Consider the following 19,675-nt stretch of genomic DNA (forward strand, 5'->3'; position numbering starts at 1 on the left):
TTGCAACGTCGCAAGATCGTCGTGGTCCTGAAGGGTTATCCGCGGCTGTCGGAAACTTTTATTGCGCAGGAACTGCTCGGTCTGGAACGCGCGGGGTTCGAGTTGATACTCGTCGCACTCAGGCGGCCCACCGACGCAAAACGGCATCCCGTGCATGACGAGATCAAAGCGCCCGTCCACTACCTGCCGGAATACCTGCATGACGAGCCGCTACGCGTGCTTCGCTCGCTGCTTGCCAATTTGCCGCGGCCGAGTTTCTGGCGCGCGCTCGGATCGCTCGCCGCCGATATCCGCCGCGACTTTTCTCGCAATCGCGCACGCCGCTTCGGGCAAGCGCTCGTGCTAGCGGCCGAATGGCCTGAAGAAGCAGGATGGTTGCATGCGCATTTCGTGCACACCCCGGCATCGGTGACGCGCTACGCCAGCCAGCTTCGTCGCCTACCCTGGAGCTGCTCAGCCCATGCCAAGGATATCTGGACTTCGCCGGACTGGGATTTGGCTAGCAAACTTTCCTCGGCCCGTTGGACAGTCACCTGCACGAAAACCGGCTTCGACCGCCTGACAAAACTCGCCAACGGCAGCTCGTCCGTGCATTTGAGCTATCATGGGCTCGACCTTCATCGTTTCGGCAGTTTCGGCGAGGCGCGAAAACAGCATGACGGCTCGGCGCCGGCCGAACCGGTCATCATCCTGAGTGTCGGACGCGCCGTTGAAAAGAAAGGCTACGATACGTTGCTGGAGGCTCTTGCCCTCTTGCCTGGTGATCTGGCGTGGCGTTTCGAGCATATTGGCGGCGGCGAGGAACTGAAACGGCTCAAGGCGCTGGCGCAAAAGCTCGGACTGGATGGCCGCGTCTCCTGGAAAGGCGCGTTGGCGCAGGAGGAGGTGCTCGAGCACTACCGCAGCGCCGATATCTTCGCTTTGGCCTGCAGGATCACCGCGGATGGCGACCGGGACGGTCTGCCCAATGTTCTGGTGGAGGCGGCCAGCCAACGGCTTGCCTGCGTGTCGACCGATATTTCCGGCGTGCCGGAGCTTTTGTCGTCGGATGAGACCGGGTTGCTTATTCCCTCGGAAAACCCGATTGCCCTGGCACAGGCGCTGGAGCGCCTGATCCGCGATCCCGTGTTGCGCGCCCGCCTCGGCGACGCCGCGGAGCGGCGCGTGCGAAGCAAATTCGATCATGTGGCAGGCATTGGACAGCTCAAGGAACTGTTCGAGCGGGAGTGGCGGGCCGCCGAATGAAGCGGCTCTGCGCATTCTTCTATGTCCAGCATCTGCTCGGCATCGGCCATCTCGCGCGCGCCAGCCGCATTGCGGCGGCGCTAGTCGATGATGGGTTTGACGTAACCGTCGTGACCGGCGGAGCGCCGATCGCGGGATTTCCCGGACCGGGTGTTAAATCTGTGACCCTGCCACCTGTCACCTCCGGCGACGAAGGATTTTCCGGGCTTGTCGACCTGCAGGGCAAACCCATCGACGATGATTTCAAGAAACGCCGTTCAGAGATGCTGCTGCAGGCTTTCAGGGATTGCGGGCCCGACATCGTCATTATCGAGGCTTTTCCCTTTGGACGCCGGCAGATGCGTTTCGAACTCTTGCCGCTGATCGAGGCCATCGAAGCGACATCGCCCAGACCGCTTTTGGCGACGTCTGTCCGCGACATCCTTCAGGAGCGCGTCAAGCCTGGCCGAAACGAGGAAACGGTCGATCTCGTCAACAGGCATTTCGACCTTGTCATGGTCCATGGCGATCCGGCTTTCGCAACCATCGACAAGACATTTCCACTGGCCGGCGCCATCAGGGCCGAGGTCGCCTACACCGGGCTCGTTGCCGCGCCGCCGGCGCAAGCGGCCTGCGAGCATTTCGACGTTCTGGTGTCGGTTGGCGGCGGGGCCGCCGGAAAGAGCCTTGTCAGATCCACTGTCGCAGCGGCGCGCAATGCCGACAACGCCTGGACATGGTGTTTGATCACCGGCCCCAACCTGCCGAAGGAGGACTTTGAGGCGATCGCACGCGATGCCACGCCGGGCCTGTCCATCTTCCGGTTCCGCGAGGATTTCGCCAGCCTGCTGACCGGCGCCCGCCTGTCGGTCTCGCAGGCGGGTTACAACACGGTCTGCGATGTCCTGCGCGCGGGGTGTCGCTCCCTGCTCGTTCCCTTTGCAGCCGGCGGGGAAACCGAACAGACGCGTCGCGCCCTGATGCTCGAAGAACTCGGTCTTGCAACGGTGCTGATGGAACAGGACCTGACGCCCGAAGATCTGGCGCAAGCGATTGAACAGGCGCTTGCGGGACCGCCGCCAGTCGCGCATCGTCTCGACCTGGAAGGCGCCCGTCGCTCGGCGCAAATCCTGCGCGAGCGCTTCAAACAGCTCCGATCAGCATGAAGCGCGTATAATTTTTTGTCGGCAGTTCGCCGGAGAACCTGATCTCCCGCAGCGCCGCCATTGCTTCGAAGGCTGCAAGTGACGCCACGCAGTTGATGTGCGTCGGCTCGCTGAAATAATCGTTCGATTGCAGCAGCACGTTCGTACCCCGCGGAAGCAGGGCAAGCCAGGCGCCGAGATCGGCTATGTGTTCGCAGCTCGTATTGACCACCAGGTCGGGCCGCCCGGCCGCATAGTCGAGGGCGTACATATCTGCCGTCAGCGCCCGGAACCGGTCACCGGCCTCCCGATTGAGGGTCAGGGCGACCGCCGCGACTTTGGGATCGATGTCGATGCTGTCGATCGCCGCTATGTCGAAGCGGGCGTCGTTGAAAAGCATTGCCGGCAATACGCCGTACCATCCACCCAGAACCCATATACGCCCGAACCGGCCGCCGTCGCTTTCGAACAGCTTGTCAAGCGCCCACATCTTGCAGGCGACCTGCTTGTGGTTGAAGGCGTTGGCGATATCGGCCTGCGGATGCTTGGCGATGACGCGCGCGAGCCCGGCCACGAGAGGGTGGTCGACATAGGCGGCAATTCCCCGTGTGAGGTCCAGGGCCTGCTCGTGCCCTTCCAGGCTGGCATTGCGTGGGCCGGCATTGCGTGGTTGCGTGACATCCATCATATTCATCTTCTATGTTGGGATTTCGGGCGACACAACGCAATCTTGCCTCACGCAAGGCTGTTCGACTTGCGGACGCAACTGTGCCGCAAGCCGTTCCGCCATTGGCCGGTGGCGAAGGAGGCCGATTGCATCTGTCCGGACCATCGGCGCCCATTCGCCTGGCTCGCAGCTTCGAGCTTGTCGTTGGCGGCGAAGACGTTGCCGATACATCATTTGCCAGGTGCCTTCACATCCTGCATCCTTCAAACTGACAGTCGCATATGGAACCCAGCCTAGCCCGCTATATCTGGACGCACACCAGGAAGCAGCAGCTCTGGATATTGATGATCGTCGTGCTTTCGATGATCCCGTATTTCATGTCGTTCGACCTGCCGAAGCTGATCGTCAACGGCCCGATCCAGGGCAAGGGCTTCGAGCAACCGGGCGCGACCCTGCCCTTCATGCGGCTGCACTACAACCTGCCGTTCATTGGCGAGGTGCAGTTCTTCTCCGGTTTTCAGCTCGACCGCACGGCGACGCTGCTCGCGCTCAGCATCGTGTTCCTCTTGCTGGTCGTCATCAACGGCCTGTTCAAACTCTACATCAATACCTACAAGGGCCGCCTCGGCGAACGCATGCTGCGGCGTATCCGCTTCGATCTGGTCGATCGTGTGCTGCGGTTTCCGCCGGTTTACTTCAAGCGGGTGAAATCCGCCGAAGTGGCGACCATGGTGAAGGACGAGGTGGAGCCGCTGGGCGGCTTCATCGGCGATGCCTTCCTGCAGCCGGTGCTGCTCGGCGGCCAGGCGCTGACGGCCATGCTGTTCATCATGGTCCAGAACGTCTGGCTCGGAATGATAGCGGTCGTGATCGTGGCGATCCAGATCGTGCTCATCCCACGGATGCGGCGGCGGCTGCTCGTGCTCGGGCGTCAACGGCAGTTGACGGCGCGCGCGCTTTCGGGCCGGGTTGGCGAAATCGTCGACGGCATCGGCGCGGTTCACGTCCACGACACGTCAAATTACGAGCGCGCCGACATAGCTGCGCGGCTCGGACTCATCTTCAAAATCCGCTTCGATCTTTACCAATGGAAATTCATGGTAAAGTTCCTCAACAATTTTCTCGCGCAGCTCACGCCCTTTCTCTTCTACATGATCGGTGGGTATCTGGTCATCCAGGGGCGGCTGGATGTCGGCCAGCTCGTGGCCGTGATCGGCGCTTATAAGGACCTGCCCGGACCGATGAAGGAACTGATCGACTGGGATCAGGATCGGCAGGATGTCCAGGTCAAATATCAGCAGGTCGTTGAACAATTCACCGTCGAGGATATCATCGCGCCTGATATCGGGGCATTGACGATCGACGATCCCGCTCCGATGACCAAGCCGCTGTCGGCGATCAGCCTGTCCATAGCCGACGATGGCGGCGCCATGCTCCTCAATCGCATCTCGCTCGAGGTCAAGCCGGGCGAGACGGTGGCGCTGGTCAGCACCGCAACAGGCGGAGCGGAGGCGCTTGCGGAAGCTTTCGCGCGGCTGAACTGGCCGGACAGCGGAAGGGTCGCTTCGGGCAGCGACGACCTGCTTGATCTCCCCGAAGCCGTAACCGGCCGGCGCATGTCCTATGCCTCGTCGGATGTTTTCCTGTTTCAGGCAAGCCTCCGCGACAACCTGCTCTACGGGTTGAAGCATGCGCCGCTGACAGCGGTGACTTATGACGGCGCCGCGGCGGACCAACACCGTTGGAACATCGACGAGGCGCGCCGGTCGGGCAATCCGGATCTCGATATCCGCAGCGACTGGATCAACTATGCCTCCGCCGGCGCTACCGGCCCGCACGACCTCTTCGAAGCGGTGCGCCGGGTGCTCGACGCGGTTCTTCTGTCGCGCGACATTCTGGATCTTGGCTTGCGCTCTTCGGCCGACCTCACGCGCCACACCAAGCTTGCCGAAAGGATCGTCGAACTGCGTGCGGCGCTGCGAGCACGGCTGGAAGAAGAAGGGCTGAGCGCGCTGGTGGTTCCTTTCGAACCGGGCGCCTACAACAAGGAAGCGACGATCGGCCAGAACCTGCTCTTCGGCGCCGCCGCCGGCCCCGAGCTGGCTCACAAGGCACTGGCGGCCAATCCCTATTTTGCTTCCGTGCTGAAGCAAGCCGGCCTCGACCGCACCCTCTACGAAATGGGCATGGAGATCGCCGAACAGGCGATCGAGCTGTTTGCCGACCTACCGCCCGAACACCAGTTTTTCCAGCAGCTCGCCTTCATGAGCGCCGAGGAGATACCCGCCTACGAAACCTTGCTGCAACGGCTCAAGAATCGTCCCTACGATGCGGTTTCGGAGAACGACCGCGCCATGATGGTCACGTTAAGCTTTGCCTATATCGAGCCCCGGCATCGCTTCGGCCTGCTGACCGACGAGCTGATGGGCAAGATCGTCGCTGCACGCAACCAGTTCTACGAAAACCTGCCGGCCGAGCTGCAGGACGCGATCGAACGCTACGATCCTGCCAAATACATTGCCGCGGCCACGGTCATGGACAATGTCCTGTTCGGGCGTGTGGGCAGCAATCATCCCGACGCGCCTGACCGCATACGCTCCATCGTCTATGACATTCTCGACGAGTTGGGGCTTTATGCCGAGCTTCTGGATGTCGGCCTCGATTTCAATGTCGGCGCCGCCGGCAGGCGCCTGACCGGCGGACAGCGACAGAAGCTCGATATTGCCCGCGCCTTGCTCAAGCGTCCCGATTTTCTCATTCTCAACCGGCCGCTGTCGGCGCTGGAACAGCGGGTGCAGGAAAAGGTGCTGCGAAACGTGCTTGAGGAAGCCAGACGCGACGACCATTCGCCGGCCATTATATGGGTGGTGACGAATCCGGCAATGGCGACGATGTTCGATCGCGTTATCGTCTTCGATGCGGGTCAATTGGTGGAAGACGGAACACACGAGACACTTTTGGCAGGAAACGGTATCTTCAAGGAACTTCTGTCATAGTCTGGCGGACGCGAATTGTGGGAAGGTTTGCGACAATGCTGCTCAAGGATGAAGTTGGAATGCTGCAACGCGTTCCCTTGTTCTCCGGCATCGAGCCGGCAAAGCTCAAGCTGCTCGCGTTCACATCCGATCGCGTGAATTACGGTGCCGGCGAGATCCTTTTCCGGCAGGGCGACGAGGCGGACGCCGCCTATGTCATCCTTTCAGGCAGGGCGGATATTCTGGTCGATTCCGACAACGGACCGATAAAAGTCGCCGAATTGATGCCAAATTCGATCGTTGGCGAGATCGCCATATTGTGCAACAGCTCCCGCACGGCCACCGTCAGGGCAGCAAGCCAATTGGAAGCCTTGAGAATTCGCAAGGACCATTTCCTGAGGCTTATGAAGGAGTTTCCGGAAATGACCATCGAGATATTGCGGGTGCTGGCCGAGCGGCTAAGCAGTACGACCGCGGACCTGATCGACGCGCGAACCGCCTAGGGCGTACATGGACGACGACATTTTCCTGGTCAGGTTTTGGGGCGTACGCGGCAGCATCGCGGTGTCGGGGCCAGAATTCGCTCGCTATGGCGGCAACACGATCTGCATCGAGATGCGGTGCGGCGAGCATACGCTTCTGTTCGACGCGGGCTCCGGCCTGCGGCCCGCCGGCAAGGCGCTTCGGGCGTCGGGCGTGACCGATTTCGATCTGTTTTTCACTCATTGCCACTACGATCACATCATCGGGCTGCCGGCTTTCAAGCCTATGTATGAACGGGGCATCAAAGTTACGCTTTGGTCCGGGCATCTCGCTGGACGCATGACGACGCGGCAGATGGTCGATGAATTCATTCGGCCGCCATGGTTTCCGGTGACACTCGGTGTCTGCAGGGCGAGCCTCGACTGCCGCGATTTCGCATCCGGCGACGTGCTTCGTCCGCGCGAAGGGGTGGTGGTGCGAACCGGTAGTCTTACCCATCCGGGTGGCTGCATAGGCTACCGGGTCGAATGGGGCGGCCGCGTCGTAGCGGTGATCACGGACACCGAGCACGAGCCGGGCGAACTCGACCAGGCGGTGCTTCAGCTGATCGAAGATGCCGACCTCGTCATCTACGATTGCACCTACACCGAGGAGGAAATGGAGCGCTACCGCGGTAACGGGCACTCGACGTGGCAACAGGGCGTCAAGCTCTGTGAAGCTGCCGGTGCGCGCGGACTTGCGCTGTTTCACCACGATCCGTCACGCACCGACGATGAGCTGGACGGGATGGAGAGACTGGCCAAAGACAGGTTTGCCGGCGCTTTTGCCGCACGGGATGGCCAGACGCTCAAATTTCCAGTCTCGGTGCACAAAAAGCGCTGAGGTACATTCCTCCGCCTACCCTTTTCCTGGAACAGCTTTAGCGGCGCCGCGCCCGATCAATGTCTTGATCGGAAGCCATGCGCAGGCTTCGGTCCGTGTGGTGATCTCGAACAACCGTTCGAGGAAAAGCCAGGCCGATTCATCATGGACGAGGTGGTGGGTGAGCAGGCCGACCGGTTCGCCGCCGTCGAATGCACGCTGCAATTGCGCGACGATGGCCTGAACCAACAGGCCATGATCGCGGCAGCCGCGCGTGCCATGCCAATCCATGATGTCGACATTGCTGTTGATAACCGCCAGGGCAGCCGGCTTCGGCGGCCCGAAGACCGACAATGCCGTAAATCCTGTCGATCCAAGATCGGATACCACGCCGGCGTCGATCCTGTTCCAGGGTGGCACCAGCATCGGAACGGCACGTGCGGCGTGCAGGCCGGTTACGCGCGACAGCCCCCGACCCAGGTCGTCGAGCACCACCTCGCGTGGCCGATGCGCGCCGAGCTCCTGCTTCTTCTCGCCCTCGGGGGCATGATTTCGGTGCGCCCAGCCATGGACGGCAACGGTGGCATGCGGCGCCTGGTCAAGCCGGACGACAAGCTTCTCGTTGGTCAGGGCCGGAATGACGGCCAGGGTGACCGAAACCGCGAAGTCACCGGTGAGGTCGAGCAACCGATCGAGCGCCAGCGTCGGATCCACGGCGTCATCGTCGCGCAGCCAGAACTCCGCCTTGCGGCCCGCCCGTTGCCGACGCGCCAGCTCCTCCACCAGGGGCTGCCAGATCGGGTCGGATGTCATGACACCGGGATCTTCTTGAGAAGTTCGGCCAGACGCGCCGCCGCGCCACCGAGGGAGCGTTCTTCGAGAACGAAACGTCTGGCTTGTGCAGCCATGATGGTTCTTTCGTCGGCGCCGGCCAGAAGCCTTTCAATGGCGGAAGCGAACGCCGCCACATCTCGCGGCGGGGTGAGAAACCCGGTCTGGCCATCCCGCACGACCTCCGGCACGCCGGCAATGTCCTGAGCCACCACCGGAAGGCCGGCGGCCTGTGCTTCAAGATAGGCAACGCCATAGGCCTCGCCGTAACCCGGCCAGACGTAGATTCCCTTGGTATAGAGGACATCCCGCACGGCGGCCGGCTCAATCGCGCCAAGCCATTCGATACGGTCGGCGGACAAGCCGGCGAATTGCGCCTTGACCTCGTCACGGGCAGGTCCGTCGCCGACGACCGACAGGGTCCAGGGCAGGTGGCCGATCGACCCGAGCGCTTGCGCCAGCATGCGATAGCTCAAGACCTTGTCGCCCGGGCGCATCATAGCGACGGTGACGAGGCGCGTCGGATAATCCGGTGCCGGCATTTCGTGGAATGCCGATGTGTCGATGAAGGGTGAAAGCATGCCGAAAGCTGCGCCAGGAATGGCATCCGCCAGTCCCTGACGATCCCTTTGGGTGAAGCAGATGTTCAGTGCCGCCTGTTCGATGGCTCGGGCCACCAGCGCCTGGCTGTCGGCCCACAAGCCGGCGTTGCGTCGCCTGGAATAGGAGGCTTCCGCCGTCACATAGGGGACAGCAAAGGCCGAAGCCAGCGCGGGCCCGATCAGGTCGGGCGCCTTGTAGTAGGGATGATAGGAGAACCAGAGATCGGGCTTGCCGTCACGGTCCCAAAGCCTTGTCAGTCTCGCGGCTTCGTCTGCGGCCTCGATCTTGAGCGCATCGAAACTTTTCGGCTCCGGCTGGCGTAGATAGAAGCGCAACTCCGATGCCAGTTCGACGCTATGCCCGCCATGCTGCAGCGCCTGGACCAGCATCCGTGCCATCTGGCGATCGCCGGAGACAACGGGATGATTGGGCGACTTCAGCGGCGCGTAGAAGGCAATTCGCATTGCGCGACCCTATCATCGGAAAGCATGCGCAAGTCAAATTTCCAAGCATCATCGACTGCACCTCCAATCAGTGGAATGTGCTATCTGATGCTCATGGAAACAGCTGCCGCCTCGGACCCGTTTGTCGCTTCTCTGCCCGCCTTCGCAAAATTCGAAAGCGTTGCCGACATCGACAACTATCGGCCCCTCCCCGATGGTTGGGCGCTGGCCACCGCCGACATTGTCGGCTCGACCAAGGCGATCGAGACGGGACGCTACAAAACGGTCAATATGGCCGGCGCCAGCGTCATTTCGGCCCTCCTCAACGCGCTGGGTCGGCAAGACCTTCCCTTTGTCTTCGGCGGCGACGGGGCGCTCGTCGCCTTTCCCGGCTCGGCGATGGAGCCCACCCGCAAGGCGCTGGCGGCTGTCCAGAGATGGGTGGCGGACGAACTGGACCTAACCCTGCGTGCCGCAATCGTGCCGATAAAGGATATTCGAGCGCAAGGCCTCGACGTTCGCGTGGCAAGGTTCCAAGCATCCGATGCGGTCTTCTATACCATGTTCGCCGGCGGTGGCGGCAGTTGGGCGGAAGCCGAGATGAAAGCGGGGCGCTACCGCATCGATCCTGCTCCGGCCGGCGCACGGCCGGATCTGACCGGCCTGTCCTGCCGCTGGAACCCGATCGAAACCCGTCATGGCGAAATCGTCTCGATCATAGCCACTCCGGGTTCGTCGCGAGATCTGCGCGGTTTTCAGTTTCTGGCATCCGACATCATCGCCATTGCCGGCAGACAGGAACGCGATGGCCACCCGGTGCCGGTGAACGGGCCGAGTTACAGCTTGCTGCCCGCCGGCCTCGATATCGAGGCGCGGGCCACGGCGCCGGTGGGACGGCGGTGGCTGTCGAAGCTGTGGATAGTGTTCCTGATGGCGCTTACGGCCGTCACCGATAGATATGGCTGGACCATCGGCAGTTTCGATCCGAAGATCTACAAACGCGACGTGGCCAGCAATTCGGATTTCCGGAAATTCGACGACGGCTTGAAGATGACCATCGACGTTGACGCTGATGTGTTGCAACGGATAGAGAACCGGCTGAAACAGGCGGAAGAGGCGGGCGTCTGCAACTATGGCCTGCACCGCCAGAAATCGGCGTTGATGACATGCCTCGTCGCCTCGCCGCTGCACCGCGATCACGTTCATTTCATAGATGGTGCCGCCGGCGGCTATGCGATGGCTGCCGCGAACCTGAAGGCAAAGTTGCCGGTCTGATGACAGCTTGCGAGAATCCACTTTCCGCAATATGCCTCGGCCATGGTTCTGTGGGACTGGTAAGCCGCGCATGGCACCGGCCAGCCTGTCCCAATTAACGGGAAAGCAGATTTGGACGCTTCACGATCTTCGGCATATGACCGTCTGCTGAACCGTATCTCGACCCAGGCCGCGCAAGTCGGCGTGATCGGATTGGGCTATGTGGGGTTGCCGCTGGCAATTGCGGTCGCACGCGCCGGCTTCCCCGTTTTCGGTTTCGACATCGAAGCCCAGAAGGTCGAGAGCCTGAACAGCGGCCAATCCTACATTGAGGCGGTGACGTCGACTGCCCTTGCCGGCCACGTGGCGAGTGGACGGTTCCGCGCCACGGCGGATTTTGCCGAACTGTCAACCTGCGACATCATCATCATCTGCGTTCCGACACCGCTGACGAAAAACCGTGAGCCGGACCTCTCCTTTGTCAGGAACACGACTGGCATCATCGCAAAGCATCTGCGTCTCGGCCACCTCGTCGTGCTGGAATCTACCACCTATCCCGGCACCACCGACGATGTAATCAAGCCCATACTGGAAAAAACCGGCTTGCGGTCGAAGACAGACTTCTTTCTTGGCTTCTCGCCCGAACGCGAGGATCCCGGCAACCGCAACTTTGAAGTCGCGACGATCCCCAAGGTCGTGGCAGGTGACGGCGTTGAAGCGGCGACGCTCGTGCAGGCCTTCTACCAAGGGGTGGTCAAAACCGTCGTTCCGGTTTCCAGCACGGCGACCGCCGAGGCAGTCAAGCTGACGGAAAATATCTTCCGTTCAGTCAACATAGCCCTCGTCAACGAATTGAAGGTTGTGCTCGGCGCGATGGGAATCGACATCTGGGAGGTGGTCGAGGCGGCCAAGAGCAAGCCCTTCGGCTACATGCCTTTTTATCCTGGCCCCGGATTGGGCGGGCACTGCGTTCCAATCGATCCCTTCTACCTGACGTGGAAGGCGCGCGAATATGAACTGCCGACCCGCTTCATCGAGCTGGCGGCAGAGATCAACACGGCTATGCCGCGTCACGTGGTCGATGAACTTGCCAAAGCGCTGGACCGGCGCTGCGGCAAGGCGCTCAGCCGCTCGCGCATTCTCATCATCGGGCTCGCCTACAAGAAGAATGTGCCCGACATCCGCGAAAGCCCCTCATTGCGGCTCATCGAACTCATCGAGGAATGGGGCGGCAAGGCGGAATTCCACGATCCGCATGTTCCCGAGATCCCGACCACACGAGAGCATATGGCCATCAGGGGGCGCCGTTCGGTCGAGTTGACCGAGGCGGCGGTGAAGGGTTTCGATGCTGTCGTCGTTGCAACCGACCATGACGCGATCGACTATCAGGCCATTGCCGATCATGCCCTTCTGATCGTCGACACACGCAATGTTTTTGGGCGTCTCGGGCTGCTCCGAGAGACGGTGGTGAAGGCCTGACAGCGCCCCAGCCGGCAACTTTTTGCGAATGTCAGGAACGTGATTGCACTCCGGCCGCAGCTTCGCCACATAAAGCCGCAAGGCATGAATGCGGTTAAGCCTGTTCCTTGGTTGCAACGACAGTCATTCGGGAATTCCTTCGCCTTTGCCGCCGCACGCGACCGTTGACCTGGGGTATCTTTGGGTCTCTGGCGGACTGTGTTATGGCGGATCGAAGTCGACGGGTTCGAGGTGGTATGAGCATGGCGCGAGCAGAAATTTCCACAATTCTCATGGATAAGGTTGCCGACTGGCTTACTCAGTCGGCGCTGGCGGGCGACGAGCTGGAAACATTGGTAAAGGGGTTTTGCGAGCGGCTGGCTGCTGCCGGCCTGCCGCTGAAGCGGGTGCATTTGAGCTTTTCGATGCTTCATCCGCTCTATGACGCGCTTGGCTTCACCTGGCTTCGCGGCCAGGGCATGGAAGTGGAAGGCTTCCGCAAAAAGGACGGCGTTCATTCCGACAGGTTCCTGACCAGCCCATACTACCATCTGCTCAGCAACAAGCTCGACCATCTGCGGCGTCGTCTCGACCCGTCGGTCCCCTCGGAATTTCCTGTCTTCGATGAACTCAGGCTTATGGGCGTGACCGATTACATGGCTTTCGTCCATCCCTTCAACGGCAATACCAGTCAGGGCATGATCGGGTCCTGGTCGACCGACAGTGCCTCAGGTTTCAGCGACAGCATGATTTCGGCGCTGCTGCGTATCCAAAACCATCTCGCCATCGCAACCAAAATGGCGGTGCTTACCAAGCTGGCCGACAACATGATGACCACTTATCTCGGCGGCGACGCCGGCAGACGCGTGCTGGACGGCCAGATCAAGCGCGGCGAGGGCGACACAATCCGGGCCGCACTGGTCATGGCCGATATGCGCGGGTCGACACGGCTTGCCGAAACTTCGGGCCGCGAAATCTACATCGACACGCTGAACCAGTTTTTCGACGCCATTGCTGCACCTTTCAATCGCAAAGGCGGGCAGATCATGAGTTTCATAGGGGATGGCTTCATTGCCGTCTATCCTTGCGAAAGGCATCGCTCGCAGTCCGAGATCGCCTGCCAGGCGGCTCTGGCGGCAGCGCACAAGGCCACCGCGCGCATGATGGAGCTCAATCTGCGAAGAAAGGAAAAAGGGTTGTCCGACATAAAATTTGGCATCGGCCTGCATGTCGGCAACGTGATGTTCGGCAATGTCGGGCTTACCGACCGGCTCACATTCTCTGTGTTTGGCTCGGCTGTAAACGAGGTCCAGCGTCTCCAGACCCTGACCAAGAAATACCCGCACCGCGTTCTCGCCAGCAAGGACTTCGCGAGCTATTGCGGCGCCAACAGCTGGCTGACGCTCGGCAGCGAGGAACTGGCGGGGCTCAAGCAGAAGCTGACGGTGCTTTCACCCGATCTGTCGGGCGCTCTCGCACTCGATGAAGAGGGTGCGCTGGAGGCGATCTACGACCGGAGATCGGAGGCAGAGCAGGTCATGCTGCTTCATCGCGATGCCGCACGGCTGTCGCCGGGCGACCCGAGGAAGCTCCAGTAGCCCGCCCCAATCTGATCCGAACGCCTTGTTGAAGTCCGGTCGCCCGATTCGCCACCGGCAACCGTTTCGAATCCAAGTTGCTCTAAGCCTGCAATACGCTAGTCTCGCTTTCTGGTCTGCCGCCCGGCAGGCCGGCAAACTGGGCCGGTGTAAGCATGAATTCGGGCGTTGATCTACTGCGGGTCGAAGATGTTGGCATCTCTTTTGCCATTATCGGGGGACCCTTGCATGCCGTCAGGCGGGCAAATTTTCGCGTCCTTCCCGGCAAGGTTACCGCGCTTGTCGGCGAGTCCGGTTCCGGAAAATCAGTTCTCAGCCAGGCAGTGATGGGCATTTTGCCGAACACAGCCCATGTTCGTGGCCGTATCCTATTTTCCGATCCTGAAAAGCCCGGCACGACACAGGATATCCTGCAGATGCCGCGCGATGGACCCGAAATCCGGGCGTTGAGAGGCAGCCGCATCGGCAAGATCTTTCAGGAGCCGATGACATCGCTTTCGCCGCTGCACACGATCGGCAACCAGGTCAGCGAATCGCTGCAGATCCACACGCCCATGCCTCGGGCAGAGCGCAGGGCGCGGACCGAGGAAATGCTCAGCCTCGTCGGCTTTCCCGATCCCAAGCGCGCCTATGACATGTATCCGTTTGAACTTTCGGGAGGATTGCGTCAGCGCGCCATGATCGCCATGGCGCTTATCTGCCGGCCCGCCCTGTTGATCGCCGACGAGCCGACGACGGCGTTGGACGTCACCATCCAGGCGCAAATCCTGCAATTGTTGCGCGAGCTTCAGAGCAAGCTGAATATGGCGATGCTGCTGATCACCCACGATCTGGGCGTGGTCGCGAATGTCGCCGACGAGGTGGTCGTCATTTATCATGGCGAGATCATGGAAGCGGGACCTGTCGAGGCGATATTCCGCCGGCCAGGTCACCCTTACCTGAAGGGCCTTATGGCAGCCGTTCCGCATTTCGACCTGAAGCCTGGTGAACGGCTAAAGGCGCTGCGCGAGGTGCCGGTGAATGTCGAGAACCTGCTTGGCAAACAGACGGCGCCGGCATCGAAGGGGCCGCACGACATCCTGCTATCGGTCAGGGATCTGACAAAAACCTTCACCATCCGCAAGTCGGGATGGTTCGGCGGCGATCATCAAACGCCTGTTCGCGCCGTGGACGGCGTGAGCTTCGATATCATGCGGGGTGAGTGCCTGGGTCTGGTCGGCGAAAGCGGCTCCGGCAAAACCACCGTCAGCAAGATGCTCATGCGAGCTGTCACGCCTAACGGCGGCTCTGTGCTTTTCAATGGCCGCGATGGACCGATCGATGTGTTGGGAGGCGACAGAGGCGCCCTGCGCCTGCTGCGCGCGAAAATCCAGATGGTCTTTCAGGATCCGGTTTCATCGCTTTCACCTCGCATGACGGTGGAGAACATCTTGAGCGAGCCGTTGGAAATCCATCAACGAGGCAATGCCGCGTCCCGACTAGCCACCGTGAAGAGCCTTATGCAAGCAATCGGGCTCGATCCGCGCTTCATCAAGCGTTATCCGCACAGTTTCTCCGGTGGGCAGCGGCAGCGTATCGGCATCGCGCGCGCGTTGGCGCTGGGGCCTGAACTGCTGATCTGCGACGAGCCGGTTTCGGCGCTCGATGTCTCTGTCCAGGCGCAGATTCTGAACCTCCTGAAGGACCTGCAGAAGGAACTGGGCCTGACTTACCTATTCATCTCCCACAACCTCGCTGTGGTGGACTACATGGCGGACCGCATCGCGGTGATGTGCGGCGGGCGTATCGTCGAGCTTGCGCCGCGCGAAATTCTGCTCAGGAAACCGGTCCATCCCTACACGCGCTCACTGGTCGCCGCAGTGCCGTTTCCCGATCTCGACAGGCCGATGGATTTCAAGACGCTGAAGCTCAGCGGTGCTTCCGACAGGAGCGCATGGGGACCCCAATTCCGCGACGAGGGCGACGAGGATGTGCTGTCGCCGCTCGACCTTGGCGGCGGCCACCTCGTGCTGGCCCGACGTTCGGCCCATGTCAGCGAGCTACGGCCTTGATCAGCCGGCGCACCGTCCTTGGGCTCATGGCTTCGGCATTTGTGCCGGGCACGTTACGCGCAGGCGATCTGGAGCCGGAGTTTCTTCAGCCGCAGCTGAAGGCCAGGGCGCTGCCGGCACTCGCCGAACGCCTGCCCAAGAATCCGCGCGTGTTGAATCTGGCTGCGATGGGCCGGCAGCCCGGCCAGTATGGCGGCACGCTGCGCACGATCATCGGCAGCCAGAAAGATATCCGGATAATGACGATCTATGGGTATGCTCGCCTGGTCGGCTATGACGAAAAGCTTAACATGCAACCCGACATCCTCGAAAGTTTCGACGTAGCGCATGATCGTGTCTTCACATTCAAGATGCGGGAAGGACATAAATGGTCTGACGGCAGCCTGTTGACGTCGGAAGATTTCCGCTATTGCTGGGAAGATGTCTGGCTGAACGATGAGCTTTCGCCAGGCGGGCTTGCTCCGGGCCTGATGGCAGATGGCAAGCCGCCACGCTTCGAGATCGTCGACCCGTTGACGGTCCGCTACAGTTGGGAGGCGCCAAATCCCGACTTCCTGCCCAAGCTCGCTGCTGCCTCGCCGCTATCGCTTGTTCTGCCAGCCGCCTATCTCAAGCAGTTCCACAAGAAATACCAAGATCCGTTCCGGCTCGCCGGCCTAATGACGGAGAACCGGGTCCAGAAATGGACGCTCCTGCATATCCGCATGTCGCGGCAGTATCGCCCGGAGAACCCGGAGTTGCCGACGCTCGATCCCTGGCAGAACCGGACCAAGCCGCCGGCTGAGCAGTTCATCTTCGAGCGAAACCCGTTCTTTCATAGAATAGACGAGAATGGCAGGCAGTTGCCCTATGTTGACCAGTTTGTCTTGAATGTCAGCTCGTCGGCGATCATTTCCGCCAAGACCGGTGCGGGTGAGAGCGACCTGCAAAGCATGGGCATCGACTTCGCTGATTACTCGTTCCTGAAGGATACGGAGAAGCGTTACCCGGTGAAGATGCATCTCTGGAAACGCACACAGGGTTCCCGGCTGGCGCTGCTGCCCAATCTGAATTGTGCCGACCAGGTATGGCGTAGCCTTTTTCGTGACGTGCGCGTGCGCCGCGCCCTTTCCCTCGCTGTGGACAGGCGGGAGATCAATTTGGCTGTATTCTACGGATTAGCGCGGGAAAGTGCCGATACGGTTCTGCCGGAGAGCCCGCTCTACCGGCCGGAATTCGCGAAGGCCTGGGTCGCCCATGATCCCGACCAAGCCAACGCGCTGCTCGACGAGGTCGGGCTTCAAAAACGCGACGATGATGGCCTGCGTGTACTTCCCGATGGACGCCCGGCGCAGATCATAGTGGAAACGGCCGGCGAAAGCACGCTGGAAACCGACGCACTCGAACTCATCACCGATCACTGGCGCCAGATCGGCATCGCCCTATTCGTCCGGACGTCGCAGCGCGACATCTTCCGCAGCCGCGCGCTTGGCGGCCAGATCATGATGTCAATGTGGTCGGGCATCGACAATGGCGTGCCGACCTCCGACATGAATCCGTACCAGTTGGCCCCCACCATCGACGACCAGCTGCAATGGCCGCTGTGGGGCGCTCACTACCTGTCTCGTGGCACGCTCGGTGAGGCGCCCGATCTTCCGCCTGTGGTCGAGTTGATGGCTCTGCTCAAGCGCTGGAACGCATCGACCGAGGCCGCGGAGCGCGCCGAGATCTGGAATTCAATGCTGTCGATCTATACCGATCAGGTGTTTTCGATCGGCACGGTGAATGGAACGCATCAGCCGGTTCTGGCGTCCTCACGGCTGCGCAATCTGCCTGACAAGGCGCTCTACGGCTATGACCCGACCGCCTATTTCGGTGTCTACATGCCCGATACATTCTGGCTTGGAGAGTCCTGAGCGTGTTTCGATATATTGTCTGGCGCATCGCTGTGATGGTACCAACGCTGCTGATCATATCGGCGCTGGTGTTCACGATCATCGAGCTTCCCCCAGGCGACTACTTCGACAGCTATGTTTCCGAGCTTCGGGCCCAGGGCGAAGCGGTAGATTCCGACCGCATCCAAATGATGCGCAAGGAATATGGTTTCGACCAGCCGCCGGTCATTCGTTACTTCTACTGGGTCGGCGGGATGCTGCACGGCGATTTCGGCTATTCCTTCGAATATGAGCTGCCGGTTCGCGACGTCGTCGGGGACCGAATGTGGCTGACCGTGCTGGTTTCCTTCGTCACGATCATCTTCACCTGGCTCATCGCCTTTCCGATCGGCATGTACTCCGCCACACATCAATACAGTTGGGGCGACTACGGCCTTACTCTGTTCGGGCTTCTCGGCTTGGCCATTCCGAATTTCATGCTGGCGCTGATCCTGATGTATTTCGCCAACATCTGGTTCGGCACCTCCATCGGTCATCTCATGGACCCGCAATATCTCAGTGAGCCGATGAGCTGGGCCAAGGCGAAGTCCATCCTCGCCCATCTGTGGATCCCGGTCTTGATCATCGGCACCGGTGGCACGGCAAGCATGATCCGGCGGCTGCGCGCCAATCTGCTCGATGAGCTTCACAAGCAATATGTCGTGACCGCGCGCGCCAAAGGCCTTCATCCCTTCAGGGCGCTCGTCAAATATCCGCTGCGCATGGCGCTAAATTTCTTCATTTCCGACATCGGCTCTATCCTGCCGGCCATCATCTCCGGTGCCGAAATCACCGCGATAGTGCTGTCTTTGGAAACGACGGGGCCGATGCTGATCAGAGCGCTGCAAAGCCAGGATATGTATTTGGCAGGGTCTTTCCTGATGTTTCTTGCCTTTCTGACCGTGATCGGTGTTCTGATTTCCGACCTGGCGCTGGCGCTGCTTGATCCACGAATTCGCTTGCAGGGCGGCAGCACCAAATGAACAAGCAATCGCCCCTGCCCGCTCCGGGTGCCCCACTGCAACACTATGTTTCCATCGCGCCCTTTGACCTGCAATCTGTCGAGGCGATGACGGCGGAGCAGTCGAAGGTCTTTCAGGCGTCGCAGTTGCGGCTGATGTGGTGGAAATTCCGCCGGCACCGGCTTGCCCTTGCATCCGGCATATTTCTGGCAGCGCTCTATTTCGGGATACTGATCTGCGAATTCCTGGCGCCCTACAATCTGCACACGCGCAACATGGACTACATCTATTCGCCGCCGCAGCGGGTACACCTGTTCCACAACGGCCAGCTTATCGGGCCATTCGTCTATGGTCGCCAGATGACGCTGGATATGGACACACTCAAGCGCAACTATATCGACGAACCGGATGATGTTCAGCGGATTCGCTTCTTCTGCAAGGGCGACAGTTACCGGTTCTGGGGCCTCGTCGAAGGTGACAGGCATTTCTTCTGTCCTGCCGAAAACGGCCAGCTCTTTCTGGCCGGCACTGACAGGCTGGGGCGCGATGTGCTCTCGCGTATCATCTATGGCGCACGCATTTCACTGACAATCGGCCTTGTCGGCATCAGTTTCAGCTTCCTGCTCGGCATTGTCATAGGCGGACTGGCTGGGTATCACGGCGGTATCTTCGACCTGATCGTTCAACGGATAATCGAAGTTCTGCAATCGATCCCCAGCATTCCGCTATGGCTGGCTCTGGCGGCGATCATGCCGATAACCTGGAGTCCAATCCTGATCTATTTCGGCATCACCGTCATCCTCGGGCTGCTCCACTGGACCGGGCTGGCGCGGGCCGTGCGTTCAAAGCTTCTGGCTTTACGCGAGGAGGACTACGTTCTGGCCGCGCAATTGATGGGCGCCAGCAGCAGCCGCATTATCCGGCGGCACCTCATTCCCGGCTTCATGTCGCATTTGATCGCGACGGCGACGATCTCCATACCCGGCATGATCCTGGGCGAGACGGCGCTGAGCTTCCTTGGGCTGGGCCTGAGGCCACCGACAACCAGTTGGGGCATCCTGCTAACCGAGGCGCGCAGCGTCAGCGTGATCGCGTTCTATCCATGGCTGCTTTTGCCGATGTTGCCCGTTGTTCTTGTCATCTTGGCGTTCAACTTCCTTGGCGACGGCTTGCGCGACGCGGCAGACCCATACAAATGACATCGCCT

Annotated in this window: 15 protein-coding genes; 12 read left to right on the forward strand and 3 right to left on the reverse strand. The window is 60.7% G+C overall.

Annotation, left to right across the window (positions count from 1 at the left end):
* Together X743_RS147550 and X743_RS147545 are read left to right on the forward strand one after the other, a co-directional pair.
* Positions 1-1,245: a glycosyltransferase gene (locus X743_RS147550; RefSeq protein WP_023767383.1), complete on the forward strand. Its 1,245-nt coding sequence runs from the start codon at positions 1-3 to the stop codon at positions 1,243-1,245.
* Positions 1,242-2,390 (forward strand): glycosyltransferase family protein, encoded by a 1,149-nt coding sequence (locus X743_RS147545; RefSeq protein WP_023767384.1) that lies wholly within the window; start codon positions 1,242-1,244, stop codon positions 2,388-2,390. Before X743_RS147550 ends, X743_RS147545 begins: the two co-directional genes overlap by 4 nt.
* Here X743_RS147545 and X743_RS147540 read toward each other — a convergent pair.
* The gene (locus tag X743_RS147540; protein WP_051508587.1) at positions 2,368-3,054 is read right to left on the reverse strand and encodes a class I SAM-dependent methyltransferase; all 687 of its coding nucleotides are present in this window, start codon (positions 3,052-3,054) and stop codon (positions 2,368-2,370) included. The two genes, X743_RS147545 and X743_RS147540, sit on opposite strands and share 23 nt — an antisense overlap.
* Before the next feature lie 263 nt (positions 3,055-3,317).
* Between X743_RS147540 and X743_RS147535 the strand changes: the two genes are divergently transcribed.
* The 3 genes from X743_RS147535 to X743_RS147525 are packed head-to-tail and all read left to right on the forward strand — an operon-like array spanning position 3,318 to position 7,376.
* The gene (locus tag X743_RS147535; RefSeq protein WP_023767386.1) at positions 3,318-6,032 is read left to right on the forward strand and encodes an ABC transporter ATP-binding protein; all 2,715 of its coding nucleotides are present in this window, start codon (positions 3,318-3,320) and stop codon (positions 6,030-6,032) included.
* 35 nt (positions 6,033-6,067) lie between these two features.
* Positions 6,068-6,514 carry a cyclic nucleotide-binding domain-containing protein gene (locus X743_RS147530; protein WP_023767387.1) on the forward strand — a complete coding sequence of 149 codons (447 nt, stop codon included), beginning with the start codon at positions 6,068-6,070 and terminating at the stop codon, positions 6,512-6,514.
* Between the two features lie 7 nt (positions 6,515-6,521).
* A complete protein-coding gene (locus tag X743_RS147525; protein ID WP_023767388.1) occupies positions 6,522-7,376 on the forward strand; it encodes an MBL fold metallo-hydrolase in 855 nt (284 codons plus the stop codon).
* A 15-nt stretch (positions 7,377-7,391) separates the two neighbouring features.
* Here the strand turns inward: X743_RS147525 and X743_RS147520 are convergent, their stop codons facing one another.
* Both X743_RS147520 and X743_RS147515 read right to left on the reverse strand, forming a co-directional pair.
* A complete protein-coding gene (locus X743_RS147520; RefSeq protein ID WP_023767389.1) occupies positions 7,392-8,168 on the reverse strand; it encodes a polysaccharide deacetylase family protein in 777 nt (258 codons plus the stop codon).
* Entirely contained in the window at positions 8,165-9,253 is a 1,089-nt protein-coding gene (locus X743_RS147515) for a glycosyltransferase family 4 protein (protein WP_023767390.1), read from the reverse strand. Before X743_RS147515 ends, X743_RS147520 begins: the two co-directional genes overlap by 4 nt.
* A gap of 93 nt (positions 9,254-9,346) precedes the next feature.
* On the opposite strand from X743_RS147515, the gene X743_RS147510 reads away from it, so the two are divergent.
* The 7 genes from X743_RS147510 to X743_RS147480 all read left to right on the forward strand — a co-directional run bounded on the left by X743_RS147510 (position 9,347) and on the right by X743_RS147480 (position 19,667).
* Positions 9,347-10,507, forward strand: coding sequence for a DUF3095 domain-containing protein (locus X743_RS147510; protein ID WP_032923296.1), 1,161 nt, complete (start codon positions 9,347-9,349; stop codon positions 10,505-10,507).
* Between the two features lie 111 nt (positions 10,508-10,618).
* Positions 10,619-11,965 carry a nucleotide sugar dehydrogenase gene (locus tag X743_RS147505; protein ID WP_023767392.1) on the forward strand — a complete coding sequence of 449 codons (1,347 nt, stop codon included), beginning with the start codon at positions 10,619-10,621 and terminating at the stop codon, positions 11,963-11,965.
* A gap of 236 nt (positions 11,966-12,201) precedes the next feature.
* A complete protein-coding gene (locus X743_RS147500) occupies positions 12,202-13,542 on the forward strand; it encodes an adenylate/guanylate cyclase domain-containing protein (RefSeq protein WP_031258066.1) in 1,341 nt (446 codons plus the stop codon).
* 155 nt (positions 13,543-13,697) lie between these two features.
* Positions 13,698-15,593 carry an ABC transporter ATP-binding protein gene (locus tag X743_RS147495; protein WP_031258068.1) on the forward strand — a complete coding sequence of 632 codons (1,896 nt, stop codon included), beginning with the start codon at positions 13,698-13,700 and terminating at the stop codon, positions 15,591-15,593.
* A complete protein-coding gene (locus tag X743_RS147490; protein ID WP_023767395.1) occupies positions 15,590-17,488 on the forward strand; it encodes an ABC transporter substrate-binding protein in 1,899 nt (632 codons plus the stop codon). Before X743_RS147495 ends, X743_RS147490 begins: the two co-directional genes overlap by 4 nt.
* Before the next feature lie 2 nt (positions 17,489-17,490).
* Entirely contained in the window at positions 17,491-18,489 is a 999-nt protein-coding gene (locus X743_RS147485; RefSeq protein ID WP_023767396.1) for an ABC transporter permease, read from the forward strand.
* Positions 18,486-19,667 carry an ABC transporter permease gene (locus X743_RS147480; RefSeq protein WP_023767397.1) on the forward strand — a complete coding sequence of 394 codons (1,182 nt, stop codon included), beginning with the start codon at positions 18,486-18,488 and terminating at the stop codon, positions 19,665-19,667. The genes X743_RS147485 and X743_RS147480 overlap by 4 nt, the downstream gene beginning before the upstream one ends.
* Positions 19,668-19,675 lie beyond the last annotated feature (8 nt).

Origin of the sequence: Mesorhizobium sp. LNHC232B00 (assembly GCF_000502435.1) — a bacterium.
Lineage (GTDB): Bacteria > Pseudomonadota > Alphaproteobacteria > Rhizobiales > Rhizobiaceae > Mesorhizobium > Mesorhizobium opportunistum.

Bases quoted from the DNA above. Each gene is read 5' to 3' on its own strand.
- X743_RS147545 (WP_023767384.1), top strand. From the start codon at position 1,242: ATGAAGCGGCTCTGCGCATTCTTCTATGTCCAGCATCTGCTCGGCATC.
- X743_RS147540 (WP_051508587.1), bottom strand. From the start codon at position 3,054: ATGGATGTCACGCAACCACGCAATGCCGGCCCACGCAATGCCAGCCTG.
- X743_RS147535 (WP_023767386.1), top strand. From the start codon at position 3,318: ATGGAACCCAGCCTAGCCCGCTATATCTGGACGCACACCAGGAAGCAG.
- X743_RS147530 (WP_023767387.1), top strand. From the start codon at position 6,068: ATGCTGCTCAAGGATGAAGTTGGAATGCTGCAACGCGTTCCCTTGTTC.
- X743_RS147525 (WP_023767388.1), top strand. From the start codon at position 6,522: ATGGACGACGACATTTTCCTGGTCAGGTTTTGGGGCGTACGCGGCAGC.
- X743_RS147520 (WP_023767389.1), bottom strand. From the start codon at position 8,168: ATGACATCCGACCCGATCTGGCAGCCCCTGGTGGAGGAGCTGGCGCGT.
- X743_RS147515 (WP_023767390.1), bottom strand. From the start codon at position 9,253: ATGCGAATTGCCTTCTACGCGCCGCTGAAGTCGCCCAATCATCCCGTT.
- X743_RS147510 (WP_032923296.1), top strand. From the start codon at position 9,347: ATGGAAACAGCTGCCGCCTCGGACCCGTTTGTCGCTTCTCTGCCCGCC.
- X743_RS147500 (WP_031258066.1), top strand. From the start codon at position 12,202: ATGAGCATGGCGCGAGCAGAAATTTCCACAATTCTCATGGATAAGGTT.
- X743_RS147495 (WP_031258068.1), top strand. From the start codon at position 13,698: ATGAATTCGGGCGTTGATCTACTGCGGGTCGAAGATGTTGGCATCTCT.
- X743_RS147480 (WP_023767397.1), top strand. From the start codon at position 18,486: ATGAACAAGCAATCGCCCCTGCCCGCTCCGGGTGCCCCACTGCAACAC.